This is a genomic window from Prochlorococcus sp. MIT 1314 (genome assembly GCF_034093315.1).
GTDB lineage: Bacteria > Cyanobacteriota > Cyanobacteriia > PCC-6307 > Cyanobiaceae > Prochlorococcus_A > Prochlorococcus_A marinus_Y.
The window spans coordinates 198,027-217,095 of record NZ_CP139300.1 but is presented as its reverse complement, the minus strand read 5'-3'; the positions used below and the strand labels follow the sequence as shown (position 1 = coordinate 217,095).

The following is a 19,069-nucleotide window of genomic DNA, read 5'->3' as shown; positions in this document are numbered from 1 at the left end:
GCAATAATAAGAAAAATTAATTTTTTACTATTAATAAGTGAAGAAGAGCTTTTTCTTGACGAAGAAGATCCACACCTAGAGCAGACTATCCTACCTGCTAAAGAGCGGTCAGAAACGAAAGAAGTACTTCCACAATTAAGACAGATTCTATTAAAAGACATCACTAAATAAAATATTTAAAGAACTCCATTTAAATTATATTGCTTAAAACTTATGTAAAGAAAAGCTTCAAAAAATACGTTGATAATGAGAATCTCTTGCAATAAGTAATTTAGTGCTGCATAATTGATAATAATTCTCATTATCAAATTTAATTTAATGAATTTCCATTCTTATGGAGAATCTCCCTCAAAATCAGTAAGGATAATAACTGGGCAATCCGTTTTAATAGATCCATCATCAAGACCAAAAGGCACATGTCTAGAAGTTGAAAGTGGAATTGCAAGAGTTTATTGCCCCTGTGAAGAAACTGAAGGAATGACACTAGCATTCTTACAATCAGGAGATCAATTAAGAACAGACCTTTTATGTAGTGATGGAGTCTGTGTTGAAGCCTTAACAGATTTATCTTTTCATAGCAATGTAAATATTGATGAAAATATTGGGTACGATGCAGTAAATGAGTGGACTTTGCAACTTCTCAGAATTAGACACTTAGGAAATGCAGAACAAAGATTACAAGCTTTACTTTCAATACTGGTTAATAGATTAGGAAGAAGGTGTGGGCAGTGGTGTGAGTTACCTTTTAGGTTGACTCATGAAAGGATAGGTGAATTAATAGGTTCAACACGAGTAACATCAACTAGATTAATTTCTAAACTAAGATCATCTGAGTTATTAATAGCTCCAATTGGAACCCAAACGGTAAGTGTTGCGCCTTCTTTTATTGAAACATCCCCACTATAGAAAAATGAAAGAATCGCAATCAATAACAAACAACCTATTAATGGAAGTTGATCTATTATCAAATAGGCTCAGAAATATAAAACAATCTTTCAAAACCACCCAAAATAAAGGATTGAAAGAAAGATTATTTTCTGAGAACAAAACTATTTTTAATAGAGTTAATGAGATTAGTAAAATTGCTGAGCTCTTAAATAAAGCAAGCACTGAGAAAATCAATTTTTCGAACTTACTTGTTGAAAAAACAAAAAGGACATTGAATGAAAATAAATTTGAAAGTAATTTATTTTTTCTTTAAATCACTATCTATTAATAAAATTGCAGATGGTTGATTAGACGCAAACTTAACTTTCCCAAGTATATTTGCAAATTCATCCTCTGATTTGGTTTGAGCCTCTACAATTGGATCTAAAAATACATTGGTTCTTGTATCTGAAATTCTTTCTGAAATCGAATAGAGCTGTTGTAGAGATGAAGTTAAATCAGCCTCCATATTAAAAGAATATGAAATCAAATCCTCTATAGAGTCCCATTCCTGAACAGGTGCAGGAAGTTGACTAAGTTTCACACTTTGCCCTCTTGCAATTAAATAATCTGCAAATTTTTGGGCATGTTCCATTTCACTTTGAGATTCACTTAGAAAATGAGAGGCAAATCCATTTAAATCTCTCTCTTGAAACCACATATATATAGAAAAATATTGAACGTTGGCATATCTTTCCATTGTTAAATGTTCAAAAATATTATCCAATAAGCTATTGTCCATTGGTTGTGCAACAGCTCTTCCAGATGGGCCAAAATTAATTAATTTCTTCGTTTTTAAATTATTTTCATTCATTATTCAAAAATAAAGCTAATTAAATAATACAACATTTTGTATAAATAAGTAATAAGTTAATCCTTTAAATTAAATTAAGCAATATGATAATGAATATCAATAGCAATACTATAAATGAATTTAGAATACAGTTTTTCTGAACTGCTATTAACCAACAAAATATATTTAAGTAAAAAAAAGAAATGTAAAAAGAAAAAATGCTCTAATTGGAAGGGAGGAAAGTGTAATTGCCTATAAAAAATCTTAAATATATACCTTATGTGCTCCAGGATATAAAAAACAAAAACTATTCTTATTAATAGAAAGAGAACATTTATCCCCATTATTTAGGAGATTATTAATATTAGTTCTAATCCTCAATATATCCTCATTAATAGATACTTTATAGATAAGAAATTCTCCAAGGAATTCTCTAGATATTACAATCCCATTCCCAGATTCAGATCTTTTAATTGAAATAAATTTAGGAGAAATTGACATACTTTTGATATTTGTATTCTTTGATAACACTGAATTACTTATTTCACCTAAACAAAACATATATGAATTACCATTTTTCTTGAGATTAAGAATATTATTTCCCAAAATAAAACTACTAACAAATTTAGTCTTAGGATTATTTAGAAGATTAATTGGTGTATCAATTTGATGTATTTTACCTTCATGCATGACGGCAACTTTATCGCAAATTGACATAGCTTCTTCAGGATCATGCGTAACCATTAATCCACTAGCATTACAACCTCTTAGAATATTAGGGAGTTCACTTCTCAATTTAAGCTTGACGTGCATATCAAGACTACAAAAGGGTTCATCCAATAAAATAAAATTAGGATCTGGTGCAAGAGCTCTTGCAATTGCGAGTCTTTGTTTTTGCCCTCCAGATAATTCATGAGGGAACCTTCCAACAAAAGTATCAAGGCCAACTACATTTAATAGATAGTCAACTCTAGATCTATCTTTTTTGTTTTTTAAACCAAACATTACATTTTCCATAACAGTTAAGTGAGGGAAAAGTGCATAATCTTGAAAAACCATACCAATATTTCTTTTCTCAGGACTAAGTATTCTTTTTCTACATGAAATTTCCTTATCGTTTAGATAAATTCTTCCCTTAGAAGGATATTCGAACCCTGCGATTAATCTCAAAAGAGTTGTCTTTCCACACCCAGAAGGACCGAGCAATCCTAATAGTTCGCCATTCTCAATTTTTAGGTTAATTTCATTTAATATCCAATTTGAATATTTTTGCTTATGATATTTATGATGCAGATCATCAATTACTAACGCATCATTTTTCACAAAAAACTTCTTCTTTAAATATATTAAATTAGCAGAAAATATTAACCTAAAATATCCCTTGTATAATTTTATACATCAAATAAATCTATCAAATTAATGAGAAAGTCTGAGAGAGCAGAAATAATCCGCAAAGAACTCAAAAAGTTGTATCCATCTCCTCCTATCCCTCTTGATCATACAAATGCCTATACACTTCTAGTCGCAGTAGTTTTAAGTGCTCAATCAACAGATAAGAAAGTTAATGAATTAACAAGAAGCTTGTTTAAAGTTGCAGATAATCCAGAAAAGATGGTAGAGCTAGGTATTAGTGGTATATATGAATATATAAAATATTTAGGTCTATCAAATCAAAAAGCCAAGAATATCTATAACCTATCAAAACTCCTAATTGAGAAACATAAAAATAGAGTTCCAGATACCTTTGAAAAGCTTGAATCTCTTCCAGGAGTAGGTCATAAAACAGCGTCAGTTGTAATGTCCCAAGTATTTAAAATCCCCTCATTTCCAGTTGATACTCACATACACAGGTTGTCACAAAGGTGGGGTTTATCTAATGGAGATAGTGTGATTCAAACAGAAAAAGACCTAAAAAAATTATTTCCTATTAATGAATGGAATACTTTACATTTGCAAATAATCTTTTATGGCAGAGAATACTGCACGGCAAGAGGTTGTGATGGAACAAAATGTTATTTATGTCGTACTCTTTTTCCAAAAAGAAAAAAGAAATTTATATCTAAAAAACCTTAAAAAATCAATATAATGATTAAATTAATTCTTAAATTATGAAAATAGCAATTACAGGTGCATCGGGTAAAACAGGTTATAGAATTACTGAAGAGGCCGTTAAAAAAGGATATAAAGTAAGGCAAATTATTAGAAAGAATTCAAAAGTTTCAGAAGGACTAGAGAGTTTAGAAACAATTAGAGTTTCATTAGATAATAAGAAAGAACTTGATAAAGCGTTAAAAGATATTGATGCTTTGGTAATTGCTACTGGTGCAAGAGCTTCATTAGATTTAACGGGTCCTGCGAAGGTTGATGCTTTAGGCGTATACAGGCAATTGGAGAGTTGCAAAAGAGTTGGTATTAAGAGAGTTATTTTAGTAAGTTCTCTTTGTACTGGCAAATTATTTCACCCATTAAACCTATTTGGTTTAATTCTTATTTGGAAGAAAATAGGTGAAAACTTTCTACGAAATTCAAATTTCGAATGGACTATTATTAGACCTGGAGGATTAAAAGAAAATGAAGATATTAAATCAGAAAATATAAATTATTCAAAGGAGGATACTCAAATTAATGGATCAATCCCAAGAAGATTAGTAGCACAATGTTGTATAGATTCTTTAAAAAACAAAGAATCCATAAATAAATTAATAGAAGTAACAAGTTCGCATGATAATAAAAAGATATCTTTTAAAAAAGCTATGCAAATGATTTAAAAGATGTAAATATATAGATTAAAACTATGAAAATAAATCCAAAAGTTGACGCATTACAATTAATGCTTACTGATTTAAGAACTAGAAATGAGCCAATAAGACATAAAGCTGCATTTAAAGGCTGTCAACCAGAATTTCAAAGTCTTGTATCAAGATTAATAAAGCAGTTAGAGGAAGAATTAGTTGCTGAAAAACTTACTAATCGTGATAGTTAAAAAATTTAGATTACTTAAATGAACTTAAGTTATCGAATTTTGCTTGTTCTGAAAGTTCATCATATCCTCCAAAAAATTTATTATCCAAGAAAATTTGCGGAAAAGTATTATGGCTACTTTGAGCCATTATTTTTTGAAAGATCTCATCATTGTCTATTAAAGTAACTTCATGAGGGATAGATAAAGAATTAAGCAACCTAATTGCTCTTTTAGACCAAGGACAATCCTTTAAAATATATGCTTTTACACGTGATTCATTTTTTAATAAATCATTATTTGAGATATTAATAATTTTTTGTTCGAAAGAAATTAATAATATATCAGTACCTTTTTTTACAATACATCCCTCCTCAAGATGCCCGCCAAAGACATTACATCCCTCATCTGCAAAACTTAAGTGTAAATGAACATCTCCTTTATTAAAATGTCCATTTAAAGAAACTATCTCTAGGTTTCCCTCAAATTTATTTATCTCTTGATTTCCTGGGCATTGAATACAAACTGTTCTAAGATTACCAACCACTCCAGAAACATACCCGTATAAATTATTCGATAAAGAATATTCTTTAATTGAATTTATCAAATCAGATTCTGGAGATAGCTTTAGGCTATGAGGCTGCATTAGAGATAAGGAATAATTTTGTAATATAAAACATCATCAATCATAAAGAGAAGTTGAGTTTATAATCTTTATGATTCAGATTTAAATTAAATTTTAGAATCTAGCTTTAAAAAACCATTTAAAATTTTTACTAAAAATTTAAGCTTGTTGAGAGTGTAATATATTTTTTACATACAATAACTAATTTGATATTAAGAAAAGATCTTAAAAATTTGGCATTGAATATTCCCAACTTATTATCGATATCTCGCCTTTTTCTTGTATTTCCCTTAATACTTTTTTTAGAAATTAACAGACCTTTTTATGTCTTTATATTAATTATTATTGGTGGTTTAACTGATTATTTTGACGGGTTTATTGCAAGGAAATTTAATCTTAAAACCAGATTAGGAGCTATCATTGATCCCTTAAGCGATAAAGTATTCTATTTAATTCCTTTAACCTTCCTTTGTAAAAATAATTTAATACCTTTCTGGTCTTTGTCATTAATTTTATTTAGAGAATTAATTATCTCTAGCCTGAGGAACTCTACAAAAGACGGTTTACCAGCATCTATGTTGGGTAAATTTAAAACATTTTTCTTTTTTATTTCACTAATAACCTTCTTTACACCATTAAAAATAAGCTTATTGAATAATTTGGCTTTAATTTTTTATTGGTTAGGATTCATCCTGACTTTTGTGACTTTATTAGGCTATTTAAGAATTAAAAAGAATATGATCTGAATTTTCATCAAACTCCTCACTCTTTTTATTTTTAAAATCTTTCACAAAACTATCCTTTAAACCATTAAGCAAATCAAAATTTGGCACCCACTCTAAATCACGTTTAATCTTAGAAATATCAGTCTGATAATGATTTAGTCTAATTGGAAATCCCTTTCGAGATTTAGGATCTAATTTTTGATAATCAAATGTTCTCAAAGAAATCTCATTTTGTTTTAATCCAAGAACATTCGCACAGTAATAAATTAAACCCTTTATTGTTACTCCTTTTTCACCTGAACAGTTGTAAATATTATTTTTAGAATTTTCAAAATTCATGCACTTAATCATTACATCAGTTAGATCAGAAACATGGCCTAGCTGAGTAATTAAAGACCCGTCACCAGGGATTGGTATGGATTTTTTAGTGAATAACCTTTCAAAAAACCAATTTTCGATTTTATTATAATTTCCTGGTCCATAAATATAAGTAGGTCTAAAACTTGTAAAAGGAATTTTTTGTTTTTTTAACCAATTTTCTGTCTCAAACTTTCCTTTGTGCCTACTATCTGGATCAATTGGATCAACTTCGGATAAGGGTAGTTCACAATTATCTTTATAAACACCTGCAGAGCTGACATATATATATCTCTGGAAAGAGTTATCTAAATTTTCTATAAGAAGTTTGGTTTGTTCTAACTCTCGTCCAGAAATATCATAAACAACATCATACTTTTTATTTCTTAGCCTAACGATATCTTCTGAACTATTTCTATCACCCTTAATTAAATTTGTTTTTTCAGGATTACTTTTATTACCTCTCGTGAAAATATCAATATCATAATTTTTACTTAATAACTTTCCAACCAAAGACTTTCCAACAAATCTAGTGCCACCCATTACAAGAATTTTCATATTCAAAAAATATTTAACTGAAGTAGTAATCTTAAATAGAATTACATATTGAATAGTACTACTAATAAGTAATTAATGAAAAGGATGATTCTATGGACCTAATACCAGCAATTGATTTAATGAATGGTAAGTGTGTAAGGCTTTTTAAAGGCGACTTTAATAAAAGAAAAGACTTCACCAAAGAGCCTCATGAGCAAGCTAAATTTTGGGAAAGCGAAGGGGCAAAACATTTACATATAGTTGATTTGGATGCTGCAAAAACTGGATCCCCAACAAACGATAAATCAATAAAAAAGATTGCAAAAACAGTTAACATACCTATACAAATAGGTGGGGGGATAAGGTCTCAAGAAAGGATAGAACAATTATTTTCTTATGGTATTGAAAAAGTTATCATGGGAACCTCTGCAATAGAAAATAAAGAATTAGTTAAAGACTTATCAAATAAATTCCCTGGAAGGATAATTGTTGGTATAGATGCAAAAGATGGAAAAGTTAGTACAAGGGGTTGGCTTGAGCAATCTAATATTTTCGCCACAGATCTAGTAAAGGAGTTTTCTTCATTTAAAATTGCTAGTTTTATCATTACAGATATAAATACAGACGGGACTTTAGAAGGAACAAATGAAGAATTCATAAAAAGCATACTTGAAATTACAGATATTCCAGTAATAGCATCAGGGGGTGTTGGTTCAATTTCTGATTTATTATCGTTAGTGAAATTTGAAAATTCTGGACTCTTTGGAGTAATTGTAGGTAAAGCTCTATATGAAAATAAATTCACGATAAACGAAGCGAATAATATATTGTCATCAGAGAGATTAAATGACTTTGATTTAAACAGAAATTACTACGCTTAAAAGAGTATAAAAATTGATTTAAGGCTGGTATTTGCAGTAATTGTTAGTTAATTTTGTATAAGAGATAAGAAATCTAGTCTTGGAATTAATTTCAAAAAAATCGATATTGATTATTGCTCCAAGCTTAATAGCAGAATCTTTATCACTTAAGTTAACATCACTAGACCAAAATTTAGACATTAATTTTAATAATGGAACAGGTGATAAAACTCCTGATTTAGTTATATGGAATGTTCTTAATTTCAAATCAGAAGATCTTATAAGGTTAGAATTATTAAAATTAAGAGAAAGATATGATGAGTCAAAGTTTCTTATAATTCTCTCTGGCGAATTTGTTTATGAAGCAAATACCCCTCCATCTTTAAATGCTGAAGGTTTTCTTTTAAATCCCAGTGCAGAAAAAGTTCTTGAATCTATTGATACCATTTTAAATGGAGGAAGGGTATTTGATATTGAAAATAATTCCCGAGTTCAATTAAATAAAGATAAGCCTCTATCTTTTAGTCAAAAAATTCTAACTTCAGGTCTTAAACAAATAGATTCTGAAATTAATTATATTTTCAAATATGTCAACTCTGATTCAACACCAGAATTTTATAAATTCATTTTAAAAGGAAGATTAAGAGAACTTATTACTGCAAAATCTTTTCTAATTTTCTTATGGGGTAATTCACTAGAACTTTATACAGAGGCAGTTTACACTGAAAATAAAATTAATCTTGAAAATAAGAACACTGTATTCATTAAAGATAAAAACACTACAGAAATATGGAATTTAATTATAGATAGACTAAAAGAAAGGTATAGTTCAACTAACTTAGAGGTTGAATTTAATAATTCATCTATAATTCTTTCAGGGATAAAGAAAGAGTTCATATCTCGTCTAATATGTAAAATGTTAGACGAATTAAATAATTTAGTAAAAAAAATTAAAGCAAACTATAAAGAAAATGATTTCAAGGATGATTTAAGTTCTCTTATAAAAGAACTTAAAGTTAATACAATTTCAAACATTACAGACAACTATTTTAGATTAAGAAAAGGAAGCGAATCTATTTCAATAAAAGATTTTATTTATAGTCAAGTAAGTTGTGAAGAGAAAGATAGAGAATGTCATCAAACAATAATGTTTATCGACCCCATTATTAAAAATGAAGCTCTTGATTATGACGGCAAATTACTCCCTTTATATGAAACAGAATCATTTATAATCCTTGAAAATATAATTTCAAATTGGACAATAAGGAACTGTAATTTATTAGCTTCTGAAATCTTTAATATTTGTTCTTCTTGGCCTGAATTAAGAACTTTACTTATAAATCCTGAATTACAATCAACAAGGAATTTTGAAAGATTTAGAAATAATATTAATAACTATAATCGCTGGCATGACTACATTTACATGCCTATCTACTTATATGAGAGTAAACGAGAATACATTGATATTATCGATAAAAAATTCACCAGATACTTTAAAAATGAAAATAGGGAGAAAGAACTAGAGAATCTCGAATGGATTCAAAAACAAGTTACATTATTAGTTGAGATAAGAGATGCAGTAGCACCCCAGTTAGAAGTTGCTGTAAAGTATATCGGTAATCTTTTCGTAACTTTCCTAACAAAAGTCGTTGGCAAAGCTATCGGTTTAGTGGGGAAAGGAATCCTTCAAGGATTAGGAAGATCAAGTTCCAAGTAAGTTTTTAATCTTTAATGAAAATATTTCAATGGTTTTTAATAGCATTAATTTTATTAAGTCCATATAAAGCAAATGCGTACAGAGATACTAACAGTTATGATGGCAACATTTTTCCTATATATGCAGGTAATGGAGCAATAGTTCCTCCTAAGACAACACTCAAGGATTCATTAAAAAATAAAAGGGTATCAATTCTATTTTTCTACCTTGATGATAGTTCTGATAGCAAAGCAATGGCTCCGGTGATATCAGGTCTAGATTTGATATGGAGGGAAAATATAGATATTATTGCTTTAACCACAGATGAATTACAAAATGAAGAGAAATCTGATCAACCAACTGAACCCAATTTTTATTGGAATGGATTAATTCCTCAAACCATCATTCTGGATCGCAATGGCCAAATTAAATTTGATAGCAATGGGATGGTTGACTTTGGAGATTTGAATAACATTATTAGTGAATCAACAGGGCTCGAAACAGATAAAAACTCCTCATTCTCAGTGGAAGCCTTTAACGAATACAATAGTACAATTTCAGAAACAAAAGAAAATAAAAATAATTAAATATTTCATAAAAAATGTTATTTTTACATATCCTTTTATTTTTACTAATTTTCTTAATTATTTCTGATTTATGCATTAAAAACATACCCAAATCAAAGTTGGCTCTTTTACCTATCAATTATAAAATCAAAAAAAAAGATGGTATAAACGAAATTACTATTGACTTCAAAATAATTAATAAAAGTAAAACCAAGGAGACAATGGTAACTAATTTGAATTTCGAATTGGATTTTTTCAAAAGCAAAGGAAACGAATATTACCAAAATTTCAATTATCAAGAAGATATTTATTTATATGATAAAAATAAAGAAAAGAATTTAAATAATTATTGGCCAACAACAATTATTAAGTCAAATTCAGAATTATTCATAAGAGTCATCTATAAATTTAGCAATGATAATTTTAGAAAAAAAATAAAATATATATGGTTAAAAGTATATTGGGAGAATTATGGTCATTTTGGTATTTCAAAAAAAAAGGATTGTTTTTTAATTAATTTAGATGGTCAAAAACAAAAACCGAAAGAAGTTTTCGAAATTCCAATAAATAATAAATATAATGCTTTTGCTATTAAAACTGATTTACTTGGATGCTTTGATAGCCCAGTAAATACAGTTATCGAATACTGCAAAGAAATTGCAGAAAAAAATGACATTTTAACAATCGGAGAAACACCACTTGCGATTATGCAAAGTAGATATATTTCTCCTCAAAATTTAGAATATAATTTTTTTGCGAAAGCTTTATGTTATTTTTTTCATCCCACAAGCAGTCTCGCAACTGCTTGCGGCATGCAATTATTAATAAATAAAATTGGGGTTACAAGAATAACCGTTGCATTAATTGTTGGATTTCTCTTTAAATTAGTTGGCATTAAGGGGATATTTTATAGATTAACTGGTTCGGAATCATCTCTAATTGATGATATAAGTGGTACAGTCACACCCTACGATAAAAGTATAGTTATGGGTCCTTTGAATGCGGATTTGTTTTGTAAGGAGGTCTCAAAGTATTTAAATATAGATGTTGCTGTAGTCGATGTTAACGATCTTGGAGGAGTAAAAGTATTAGCTAGTTCAAATAAAGCAGTGAATGAAATACTCAAAATAAACTTAATATCTAATCCGGCTGGCAATGGTGATGAAAAAACTCCTATAGTGTTAATAAGAGAAAAAAGTAAATGAAAAAAGATACATCTAATTCTTTTAAGACTGAAAAAGGAATTGAAGTAACTTTTGAAGAACTCCATATACGTCACATTAACCTTTTAATAGATATCAAAAATAGGAAATTGAATAATTGGTTTTTAAAGATGGCAATTATTAATACCTTTGATGACTTAAAAATATTTTTAAATAATCTTAAAAAAAACAAGAATAAATGCATAATAGCCATTTGTGGAAACGAAATAATTGGTTATTTGAATATTTTCCCTTTGAATAAAAAAGAGACTTGCCTAAAAATATCTAAGCCAAAGTTAATTAACAAAAACTGTTCTTTAACAGACAAACAATTAACTTTAGGTTTGATAAAAAAATCAATCTCAATATCAGACATCAAGACTTCAAGTTGCATCATTAACTCGGATATAAACAATATTGACCTTATATCAACCTCAAGAGAATTAGGCTTTCAACCGTTTGGAGAGATAATACTTTGGCATGGTTGTGATCTCAAAAAATCTATAAAGCAAAATACCCAAGGTTATTCATCAATTAATGAATTCCAAAACATTAGTAAACAAAATATATTGAAAATAGTAAATTTCATAAGATCAAATCAATCACCTTTAATAAGAAATATTTTAGATTTTGATCAAGACGATATTCTTAAAAGAAACAACTCTAAAAGTGGTACCTTAATATATGAAAATTCTGTTTTATGTACAATTTTAAAAGATCTTAATTATCAAGACGAGGAAATTTATACTTTAACTATAAGTAAATATTGGGATAGTAGATTCAATAATATTTTAAAAGAATTTATAAAAAGATTTTTTGCAAATGCTCCCAATTCTAATCTAAAAACATATAAAGAGAATACTCAACTTAATACATTTTTCGAAGAATGTAATCTAAAAGAAAAAAATCAAGAAATTATTCTTATCAGAAACACAATAGTTAAGAATGAAGCCAAACAAGTCAATAAAATCAATCAATCTTTGGAATCAATCTTTGAAAAATTAAATCCACAAGGTAATCCATATCCATCTCCTTTTCCACTAAAAACAAAGTGAAATTTTGTAAACCTAAACCCAAGCCAATTTTAAGTTTGGATGTAGGAATCAAAAGAATAGGATTGGCTTATTGTGATCCCCTATGCATAACGTCGAATATACTCCCAGCGGTAAAAAGGTTTGAAAATAATAAAGAGCTTAAAATTATTAGAAATCATATATATGAATTTAATTTGACCGGTTTTATTGTTGGCCTTCCACTTGATGAGGAAGGTAAAATGACCTCTCAAGCAATTGACTGTAAAAATTACGGTCAATTGCTTTCAAATGAATTAAGGCTTCCTTTTTCTTACGTCAACGAACATAGTTCAACATGGGAATCTTCAAACAAATTTGGAATTAAAAAAGACAAATCTGGATTAATTGATAGTTTTTCAGCAAAAATAATACTTGAACAATGGATCGAAGAAGGTCCTGAATTAGAAGAATTAGCTGGTCAAGGTGAGATAAAATATTAGTATTAAAAAGAATTAGATTATTTTAAATGAAAGAGACTAACTCAAATGATAATTATTCGGCGCAGACACTAATATTAAATGACTCAAATGGAAACGAGCTCTTTTGTTATCTTGAACAATTAGTAAGTGTTGAAGGGGAGGAATATGCTTTGCTAACACCAGTTGACACTCCAGTAAGTCTTTTCAAGATAAATGATGAAGATGAACCTGAACTAATTGAAAAAGTAGATAAAAATGAACAAATACTAAAAAATGCTGAAGCGGTTCTTCAAGAACATGATTTAAGACTTATCAGATCAGCGGTCACATTGACAGTATCAGGAGAACTTGAAGAACCAATTTACGATGAATTAGAAGAAGATTACATCGATGATGATAGCGAGAGTTATGAATTGCTTGTTAACTTTAATCTTTTTGATCAAGAATATGGCTTATATATTCCACTAGATCCTTTTTTTATTGTGGGTAAATTAAAAGGAAAAGGAGCCTTATTAATTGAAGATGATGAGTTTGATAAAATTCAACCTTTGATTGAATCTGAACTTGAAAAAAGTAGTTCTTAAAATTAATGAGATCTATCCTAAAAGTGAATTGGGATTCAAATTTACCAATATATGAGATATCTCAATCTGAATTACAAAAAAAAGGAATTCATTGTTTATTACTAGACGTTGATGGCACTCTAGTAAATAGAAACTCAACTATAATTCCAAAAGCGGTAAAAAATTGGATCAGTGAATCTAAAAAACTGTTCTCCTTATATCTAATAAGTAATAATCCATCAAAAAAACGAATCGCGAAAATAGCAAAAGAATTAAATTTAAGATACAAATACAATGCCTCAAAACCAAGAAAAAAAATGATTTTGAATGCAATCAAAGAAGTTAATTACGAAAGAAAAAAAATAGCCATTATTGGCGATAGGATTTTTACAGATATTATTGTTGGAAATAGATGTAATATAAAAACAATATTAGTTAAGCGATTAAAGAGAGATGGCTTGCCTATTAAATTTAATTTAACTTTGACAATAGAAAAATTAATTTCTCTTTTTATAAAATGAAAATTTGGGTCATAAAAATTGGTACTAGTATTTTAAGAGGAACAGAGGAAATATCTACTGAAGAAGTAATTGAAACCCTTTGTAGATCCTTTAAAAGTTTTCTTTCAAAAGGGAATAAATTGATTTTAGTAACTAGTGGAGCCGTTGGATTAGGTTGCCAAAAATTAAATATTAAAACGAGACCAAATGATTTAAGTACACTTCAAGCTACTGCTGCAGTAGGTCAAGTCAACTTAATGTCTTTGTACGATAAAGTATTTGATAAATTAGGTCACAATATTGCTCAAATTTTAATTACTAAAGCTGACTTTAATTCTCGAGAATCTTTTAATAACGCTTCTAAAACTTTAAAAAGATTAATCGATTTGAATGTTATTCCAATAGTAAATGAGAATGATACCGTAGCAAATGAAGAGCTTAAATATGGAGACAATGACACCCTTTCTGCTTTAGTTGCCTTAGCAATAAATGCTAATAAGCTTATTTTATTAACAGATATTGAAAATTTATATTCAAAAGATCCACGGAAGAATAAGGATGCGCATCCTATTAAAGAGGTTTATAACAGTGAATTAAAAGAAATTAAAGATAGAAACACTCAAAACCCTAATAATGAGTGGGGAACAGGAGGAATTTCTACAAAACTAATTTCTGCAGAAATAGCAACAAAAGGTGGGGTTGAAGTTCAACTGGTCGATGGAACGAATAAAAAAAATTTAATTGAAATTTTTAATGATAATAAAATTGGAACTTTATTTTATCCAGTGGAAAAACCAATAGGAAACAAAAAAAGTTGGCTTTCTCATGCAATTCACACAGTAGGAAAAATCACTTTAGATGATGGCGCTTTTTTTGCAATTAAAAAAAAAGGTGCCTCACTTTTAGCGGTTGGTGTTAAGAATGTAGAAGGTAACTTTACTGTTAATCAGGCAGTTAAAATCGTAAATACAGATAATAAAGAAGTTGCAAAAGGTTTAGTATCAATAAGTAGTGACAAATTAAGAAGTATCTTAATTAATACAGAAAATAACAACTCTTCGATAATCGTCGTACACAGAGATGTTCTAGCTCTCTCTTAGAAAAAAATTAAACCTGAAAATGCTCTTAAGTGACTTAGTTGATCTTCTTAAAAAAGAAAATTCAAATTTCATTAGTGCCAATATTGTTGAAGATTTAAATATAGAGGATGCTGCCTCTTTAGATGAAGCAAGTGATCATCAAATATCTTTTTTAGAAGAAAATAATATCCTTAAAGGAAAATTAGATCAAACCAAAGCATCAGCAATAATAACTTCCAACAATAATGAAATAGTTAATGCATTAAAGAAACTCAATATTTCTAACATAATCGTTAAAAATCCAAGAATTGCATTTGCAGAAGTATTGAATTGTTTATATAAAACTATCAACATTCAACCAGGAATTAACTCTTCAGCGGTTATAGATAAAACGGCAATAATTGGAGCAGGTTGCCATATTGGACCTAATGTCTACATAGGAGAAAATACTGTAATTGGTCAAAACAACCAAATTCTTGCTGGAGCATCAATTTTAGGAAATGTTCGGATAGGAAATAATAATATAATTCATCCAAATTGTGTTATTTACGAAAACACCACTATAAAAAATAATATTGTAATCAATTCAAATTCTGTTATTGGATCAGAGGGATTTGGTTTTATTCCTAAAGATGGCAAATGGGTAAAGATGCCTCAAAAAGGTGGTGTAAAAATAATGAGTTTTGTTGAAATTGGAACGAATTGTTGCATTGATAGGCCCGCAGTGGGGTTTACTTTCATTGATGAGGGAACCAAGTTAGATAATTTAGTCCAAATAGGTCATGGAGTTAAAATTGGCAAAAATTGCGCATTTGCTGCTCAAGTTGGTATCGCTGGAGGAGCAAAAATTGGAGATGGAGTTATACTGGCAGGCCAAGTAGGAGTTAATAATAGAGTAAAAGTTGGAAATAATGTCATAGCGAGTTCAAAATGCGGGATCCATTGTGACATAGATGATGGCAAGGTAATTAGTGGTTTCCCCGCGATGGATAATAAATCATGGCTAAGGAGTTCAAGTATTTTTAAAAAATTACCAGAATTAGCAAAAAAGTTTAGACAATTAGACAAGCAATAATTTATTGTTTTATTAAACAAAAATTTAAATGAAGAAATATAAGACTGTTTTATTGTCAGGTGACGGAATTGGACCAGAGATTTCAGAAGTTTCAAAAAAAATTTTAATAAAGCTCTCAAAAATACATAATTTTGATATTGAAATTATTGAAAAATCATTTGGAGGGATAGCTTATGAAAAATATGGAACTCCTGCTCCAGATGAGACACTAGATCAATGCAAGAAAAGTGATGCAGTACTTTTAGCATGTGTTGGAGATCTTAAATATGACTCTCTTACAAGAGAATTAAGGCCAGAAAGTGGTTTACTTAAGTTAAGATCTGCCCTAAACCTTTTCGCGAATATTAGGCCTGTCAAAATAAGAAAATCTCTTGTAGATGCAAGTACATTAAAAAAAGAAATCGTTGAGAATGTAGATCTTATTGTTGTAAGAGAATTAATAGGCGGTATTTATTTCGGAAACCCAAGAGGAAATATAACAAATACAAAAATCCCAAAAGCTTTCAACACCATGGTTTATGATTCTGCCGAAATAGAGAGAATAACCGAAATAGCAATAAAAATTGCTAATCAAAGAAATAAAAAAATATGTTCTGTGGATAAATCAAACGTTCTTGAGGTTAGTCAATTATGGAGAGATACAGTTTTTGATATCACCTCAAAAGATAAAAATATATCTTTAAGCAATATGTACGTTGATAATGCTGCAATGCAATTAGTCAGAGATCCTGGCCAATTTGATGTAATTTTAACTAGTAATTTATTTGGTGATATTTTAAGTGATTTAGCAGCAATGTTAACTGGTTCTATTGGTATGCTTCCATCTGCATCTCTAAACAATAATGGTCCGGGGGTTTTTGAACCTGTTCACGGTTCAGCACCTGATATAGCTGGCAAAAACATCGCAAATCCTATTGCAATGCTTTTATCGGCTTCAATGATGTTGAAAATTGGATTAAATGAAGAAGAAGCCTCAGAGAATTTAGAAACTGCTATTGATAAAGTTTTATCAAAAGGATTTAGAACAGCGGATTTAGGAGATGGGTCATCAGAAGTATTATCTTGCAGTGAAATCGGAGATAAAATATTAGATGAAATTTAAAAAAAAATTAATAAATAAAAAAATATTTTTAAGTTAAACATAAAGTTGGCATATGACCTGTCAGAATCATTAGATATTGTTTTTAAAAAATGTCAAAACGCCATCCAGTAGTCGCTGTAACAGGATCTTCAGGAGCAGGAACAAGTACAGTAAAAAGAGCCTTCGAGCATATTTTTGCCAGAGAAGATATTGTTCCCGCAGTTGTAGAAGGTGATAGTTACCACCGGTTTGAAAGAATGCCTATGAAAAAAGCTATGGCAGAGGCTCTTTCAAAAGGTGAAAATTTTTCTCACTTTGGTCCAGAGGCTAATCTTTTTGACAAGCTAGAAGAACTTTTTAAAATCTATGGTGAAACTGGAGGAGGGAAGAAAAGATATTATTTACATAGTCCTGAAGAAGCGGAAGAACATAATACAAGACTTGGTACAACTCTAGAACCAGGGCAATTTACTCCATGGGAAGATATTCCTGAGGGAACTGACGTACTTTTTTATGAAGGTTTACATGGCGGGGTAGAAGGTGATGGATACAATGTGGCATCATATGCTGATTTACTTGTTGGCGTTGTACCAATAACTAATTTAGAATGGATTCAGAAAATCCATAGAGATAACGCAGAAAGAGGTTACTCAGCTGAAACCATTGTGGATACTATATTGAGAAGAATGCCTGATTATATAAATCATATTTGTCCACAATTCAGTAAAACCGATATTAATTTCCAAAGAATACCCACAATTGACACTTCCAATCCTTTCATATGTAGGAATATTCCAACTCCTGATGAGAGCTTTGTGATCATACATTTCAGAAAAGGGGCAAGAGAAAAATGGGGAATTGATTTTCAATACTTGCTTGGAATGATTCACGATTCATTCATGTCAAGTCCAACCAGTATCGTTGTCAATGGTGGAAAAATGGGTTTCGCAATGGAACTTATTCTCACTCCAATAATTCATAAAATGATCGAGGAAAAAAATAAAGGATAATTAATTATCAATAATCAAATCAAAACATTATGTTCTTTAAACTTTAAGGAGTTTCTAATCTACTAAATCTCAAATTTTTATATATCTTTCTTGATAAAAGTACCTTACTTAGATTTAAATAGAAAAAACAGTTAAAGTTGTGTCATTAATCGACTGGTTTGCCGCAAGGCGTAAAGATCAATTTGTTGGGAAAGTTTCTCAAGATACTGACGAGGGTGATGGTTTGTGGGTTAAATGCTCAGAATGTTCGCAAGTAGCCTATAGAAAAGACCTAATTTCAAATTTCAATGTTTGTAGTAATTGTGGACACCACAATAGGATTAATAGCGATGAAAGGATAAATATAATTTCTGATAAAAATTCATTCAAAGAGTTTGACAGTTCACTAAGTCCTACAGATCCTTTAGGTTTTAAAGATAGAAGGGCATATGCTGATCGAATTAAGGAAAGTCAAGAAGGTACAGGTTTAAGAGATGGAGTCATAACAGGTTTCTGTTCTGTAAATTCAATGCCTTTAGCATTAGCTGTTATGGATTTTAGATTTATGGGAGGATCCATGGGTTCAGTAGTTGGTGAAAAAATTACAAGGATAATTGAGAGAGCAACTACAGAAAATTACCCAATTCTTATTGTTTGCGCATCAGGTGGGGCAAGGATGCAGGAAGGTATGTTAAGTCTCATGCAAATGGCAAAAATATCTGGAGCACTAAAAAAACATAAAGAAAGAAATCTTCTATATATGCCCTTATTAACTCATCCAACCACTGGAGGGGTTACAGCTAGCTTTGCAATGTTAGGAGATTTAATCTTGGCGGAACCAAAAGCTCTTATTGGATTTGCTGGTAGAAGGGTTATTGAACAAACATTAAGAGAAAAATTACCCGATAATTTTCAGACAGCTGAGTATCTTCTTGAGCATGGTTTTGTTGATGTAATAGTGAAAAGGAAAGATCTCAAAGATACTTTGACCAAAATTTTAAAAATTCATGGTGTAAAAGAAATTGCAGAAGCTAACATATAAA

General features: G+C 29.6%; 23 protein-coding genes. 19 read left to right on the top strand and 4 right to left on the bottom strand.

Annotated features, from left to right (window positions below; genetic code table 11):
- The first annotated feature begins 318 nt into the window (after positions 1-318).
- Both SOI86_RS01275 and SOI86_RS01270 read left to right on the top strand, forming a co-directional pair.
- Complete coding sequence (locus SOI86_RS01275) at positions 319-906, top strand: Crp/Fnr family transcriptional regulator (RefSeq protein WP_320681818.1); 588 nt, start codon at positions 319-321, stop codon at positions 904-906.
- A gap of 4 nt (positions 907-910) precedes the next feature.
- Entirely contained in the window at positions 911-1,201 is a 291-nt protein-coding gene (locus tag SOI86_RS01270; RefSeq protein WP_320681817.1) for a hypothetical protein, read from the top strand.
- Here the strand turns inward: SOI86_RS01270 and SOI86_RS01265 are convergent.
- Together SOI86_RS01265 and SOI86_RS01260 are read right to left on the bottom strand one after the other, a co-directional pair.
- Positions 1,187-1,741, bottom strand: coding sequence for a ferritin (locus SOI86_RS01265; RefSeq protein ID WP_320681816.1), 555 nt, complete (start codon positions 1,739-1,741; stop codon positions 1,187-1,189). The genes SOI86_RS01270 and SOI86_RS01265 overlap by 15 nt on opposite strands.
- A gap of 243 nt (positions 1,742-1,984) precedes the next feature.
- The gene (locus tag SOI86_RS01260) at positions 1,985-3,043 is read right to left on the bottom strand and encodes an ABC transporter ATP-binding protein (RefSeq protein WP_320681815.1); all 1,059 of its coding nucleotides are present in this window, start codon (positions 3,041-3,043) and stop codon (positions 1,985-1,987) included.
- 96 nt (positions 3,044-3,139) lie between these two features.
- Between SOI86_RS01260 and nth the strand changes: the two genes are divergently transcribed.
- From nth to SOI86_RS01245, 3 genes are read left to right on the top strand one after another with little or no spacing between them, the layout of a single operon-like run.
- The gene (gene nth, locus SOI86_RS01255) at positions 3,140-3,793 is read left to right on the top strand and encodes an endonuclease III (RefSeq protein ID WP_320681814.1); all 654 of its coding nucleotides are present in this window, start codon (positions 3,140-3,142) and stop codon (positions 3,791-3,793) included.
- A gap of 35 nt (positions 3,794-3,828) precedes the next feature.
- Positions 3,829-4,488: an SDR family oxidoreductase gene (locus tag SOI86_RS01250; RefSeq protein WP_320681813.1), complete on the top strand. Its 660-nt coding sequence runs from the start codon at positions 3,829-3,831 to the stop codon at positions 4,486-4,488.
- A 26-nt stretch (positions 4,489-4,514) separates the two neighbouring features.
- Positions 4,515-4,703: a hypothetical protein gene (locus SOI86_RS01245; protein ID WP_320681812.1), complete on the top strand. Its 189-nt coding sequence runs from the start codon at positions 4,515-4,517 to the stop codon at positions 4,701-4,703.
- A 10-nt stretch (positions 4,704-4,713) separates the two neighbouring features.
- On the opposite strand, the gene SOI86_RS01240 is transcribed toward SOI86_RS01245, so the two are convergent.
- A complete protein-coding gene (locus SOI86_RS01240) occupies positions 4,714-5,325 on the bottom strand; it encodes a PCC domain-containing protein (RefSeq protein WP_320681811.1) in 612 nt (203 codons plus the stop codon).
- A 185-nt stretch (positions 5,326-5,510) separates the two neighbouring features.
- Between SOI86_RS01240 and pgsA the strand changes: the two genes are divergently transcribed.
- Positions 5,511-6,050: a CDP-diacylglycerol--glycerol-3-phosphate 3-phosphatidyltransferase gene (gene pgsA, locus SOI86_RS01235; RefSeq protein ID WP_320681810.1), complete on the top strand. Its 540-nt coding sequence runs from the start codon at positions 5,511-5,513 to the stop codon at positions 6,048-6,050.
- Here pgsA and SOI86_RS01230 read toward each other — a convergent pair.
- Complete coding sequence (locus SOI86_RS01230) at positions 6,024-6,944, bottom strand: NAD-dependent epimerase/dehydratase family protein (protein ID WP_320681809.1); 921 nt, start codon at positions 6,942-6,944, stop codon at positions 6,024-6,026. The genes pgsA and SOI86_RS01230 overlap by 27 nt on opposite strands.
- 92 nt (positions 6,945-7,036) lie before the next feature.
- On the opposite strand from SOI86_RS01230, the gene hisA reads away from it, so the two are divergent.
- The 13 genes from hisA (at position 7,037) to accD (ending at position 19,068) form a co-directional block, all read left to right on the top strand.
- Positions 7,037-7,804: a 1-(5-phosphoribosyl)-5-[(5-phosphoribosylamino)methylideneamino]imidazole-4-carboxamide isomerase gene (gene hisA / locus SOI86_RS01225; protein ID WP_320681808.1), complete on the top strand. Its 768-nt coding sequence runs from the start codon at positions 7,037-7,039 to the stop codon at positions 7,802-7,804.
- A gap of 79 nt (positions 7,805-7,883) precedes the next feature.
- Entirely contained in the window at positions 7,884-9,500 is a 1,617-nt protein-coding gene (locus tag SOI86_RS01220; RefSeq protein WP_320681807.1) for a DUF3685 domain-containing protein, read from the top strand.
- A 14-nt stretch (positions 9,501-9,514) separates the two neighbouring features.
- On the top strand, positions 9,515-10,066 hold the full coding sequence (locus SOI86_RS01215; RefSeq protein ID WP_320681806.1) for a thylakoid membrane photosystem I accumulation factor: 552 nt from the start codon (positions 9,515-9,517) through the stop codon (positions 10,064-10,066).
- Between the two features lie 14 nt (positions 10,067-10,080).
- A complete protein-coding gene (locus SOI86_RS01210; RefSeq protein WP_320681805.1) occupies positions 10,081-11,250 on the top strand; it encodes a hypothetical protein in 1,170 nt (389 codons plus the stop codon).
- Positions 11,247-12,302, top strand: coding sequence for a hypothetical protein (locus tag SOI86_RS01205; RefSeq protein ID WP_320681804.1), 1,056 nt, complete (start codon positions 11,247-11,249; stop codon positions 12,300-12,302). The genes SOI86_RS01210 and SOI86_RS01205 overlap by 4 nt, the downstream gene beginning before the upstream one ends.
- A complete protein-coding gene (gene ruvX, locus SOI86_RS01200; RefSeq protein ID WP_320681803.1) occupies positions 12,299-12,760 on the top strand; it encodes a Holliday junction resolvase RuvX in 462 nt (153 codons plus the stop codon). The genes SOI86_RS01205 and ruvX overlap by 4 nt, the downstream gene beginning before the upstream one ends.
- Before the next feature lie 26 nt (positions 12,761-12,786).
- Positions 12,787-13,323, top strand: coding sequence for a DUF3727 domain-containing protein (locus SOI86_RS01195; protein ID WP_320681802.1), 537 nt, complete (start codon positions 12,787-12,789; stop codon positions 13,321-13,323).
- 5 nt (positions 13,324-13,328) lie between these two features.
- A complete protein-coding gene (locus SOI86_RS01190; RefSeq protein ID WP_320681801.1) occupies positions 13,329-13,823 on the top strand; it encodes a YqeG family HAD IIIA-type phosphatase in 495 nt (164 codons plus the stop codon).
- A complete protein-coding gene (gene proB / locus SOI86_RS01185; protein WP_320681800.1) occupies positions 13,820-14,902 on the top strand; it encodes a glutamate 5-kinase in 1,083 nt (360 codons plus the stop codon). Before SOI86_RS01190 ends, proB begins: the two co-directional genes overlap by 4 nt.
- 19 nt (positions 14,903-14,921) lie before the next feature.
- Positions 14,922-15,956, top strand: coding sequence for a UDP-3-O-(3-hydroxymyristoyl)glucosamine N-acyltransferase (lpxD, locus tag SOI86_RS01180; protein WP_320681799.1), 1,035 nt, complete (start codon positions 14,922-14,924; stop codon positions 15,954-15,956).
- A 28-nt stretch (positions 15,957-15,984) separates the two neighbouring features.
- Positions 15,985-17,058: a 3-isopropylmalate dehydrogenase gene (gene leuB, locus SOI86_RS01175; RefSeq protein ID WP_320681798.1), complete on the top strand. Its 1,074-nt coding sequence runs from the start codon at positions 15,985-15,987 to the stop codon at positions 17,056-17,058.
- Between the two features lie 89 nt (positions 17,059-17,147).
- Entirely contained in the window at positions 17,148-18,047 is a 900-nt protein-coding gene (locus SOI86_RS01170) for a phosphoribulokinase (protein WP_320681797.1), read from the top strand.
- 139 nt (positions 18,048-18,186) lie between these two features.
- Complete coding sequence (gene accD / locus SOI86_RS01165) at positions 18,187-19,068, top strand: acetyl-CoA carboxylase, carboxyltransferase subunit beta (RefSeq protein ID WP_320681796.1); 882 nt, start codon at positions 18,187-18,189, stop codon at positions 19,066-19,068.
- The last annotated feature ends 1 nt before the right edge of the window (position 19,069 follow it).

Excerpts from the sequence above, each read along its gene's own strand:
- SOI86_RS01275 (WP_320681818.1), top strand. The coding sequence starts at position 319 with ATGAATTTCCATTCTTATGGAGAATCTCCCTCAAAATCAGTAAGGATA.
- SOI86_RS01270 (WP_320681817.1), top strand. The coding sequence starts at position 911 with ATGAAAGAATCGCAATCAATAACAAACAACCTATTAATGGAAGTTGAT.
- SOI86_RS01265 (WP_320681816.1), bottom strand. The coding sequence starts at position 1,741 with ATGAATGAAAATAATTTAAAAACGAAGAAATTAATTAATTTTGGCCCA.
- nth (WP_320681814.1), top strand. The coding sequence starts at position 3,140 with ATGAGAAAGTCTGAGAGAGCAGAAATAATCCGCAAAGAACTCAAAAAG.
- SOI86_RS01250 (WP_320681813.1), top strand. The coding sequence starts at position 3,829 with ATGAAAATAGCAATTACAGGTGCATCGGGTAAAACAGGTTATAGAATT.
- SOI86_RS01245 (WP_320681812.1), top strand. The coding sequence starts at position 4,515 with ATGAAAATAAATCCAAAAGTTGACGCATTACAATTAATGCTTACTGAT.
- SOI86_RS01240 (WP_320681811.1), bottom strand. The coding sequence starts at position 5,325 with ATGCAGCCTCATAGCCTAAAGCTATCTCCAGAATCTGATTTGATAAAT.
- SOI86_RS01230 (WP_320681809.1), bottom strand. The coding sequence starts at position 6,944 with ATGAAAATTCTTGTAATGGGTGGCACTAGATTTGTTGGAAAGTCTTTG.
- hisA (WP_320681808.1), top strand. The coding sequence starts at position 7,037 with ATGGACCTAATACCAGCAATTGATTTAATGAATGGTAAGTGTGTAAGG.
- SOI86_RS01215 (WP_320681806.1), top strand. The coding sequence starts at position 9,515 with ATGAAAATATTTCAATGGTTTTTAATAGCATTAATTTTATTAAGTCCA.
- SOI86_RS01210 (WP_320681805.1), top strand. The coding sequence starts at position 10,081 with ATGTTATTTTTACATATCCTTTTATTTTTACTAATTTTCTTAATTATT.
- SOI86_RS01205 (WP_320681804.1), top strand. The coding sequence starts at position 11,247 with ATGAAAAAAGATACATCTAATTCTTTTAAGACTGAAAAAGGAATTGAA.
- SOI86_RS01195 (WP_320681802.1), top strand. The coding sequence starts at position 12,787 with ATGAAAGAGACTAACTCAAATGATAATTATTCGGCGCAGACACTAATA.
- SOI86_RS01190 (WP_320681801.1), top strand. The coding sequence starts at position 13,329 with ATGAGATCTATCCTAAAAGTGAATTGGGATTCAAATTTACCAATATAT.
- proB (WP_320681800.1), top strand. The coding sequence starts at position 13,820 with ATGAAAATTTGGGTCATAAAAATTGGTACTAGTATTTTAAGAGGAACA.
- lpxD (WP_320681799.1), top strand. The coding sequence starts at position 14,922 with ATGCTCTTAAGTGACTTAGTTGATCTTCTTAAAAAAGAAAATTCAAAT.
- leuB (WP_320681798.1), top strand. The coding sequence starts at position 15,985 with ATGAAGAAATATAAGACTGTTTTATTGTCAGGTGACGGAATTGGACCA.
- SOI86_RS01170 (WP_320681797.1), top strand. The coding sequence starts at position 17,148 with ATGTCAAAACGCCATCCAGTAGTCGCTGTAACAGGATCTTCAGGAGCA.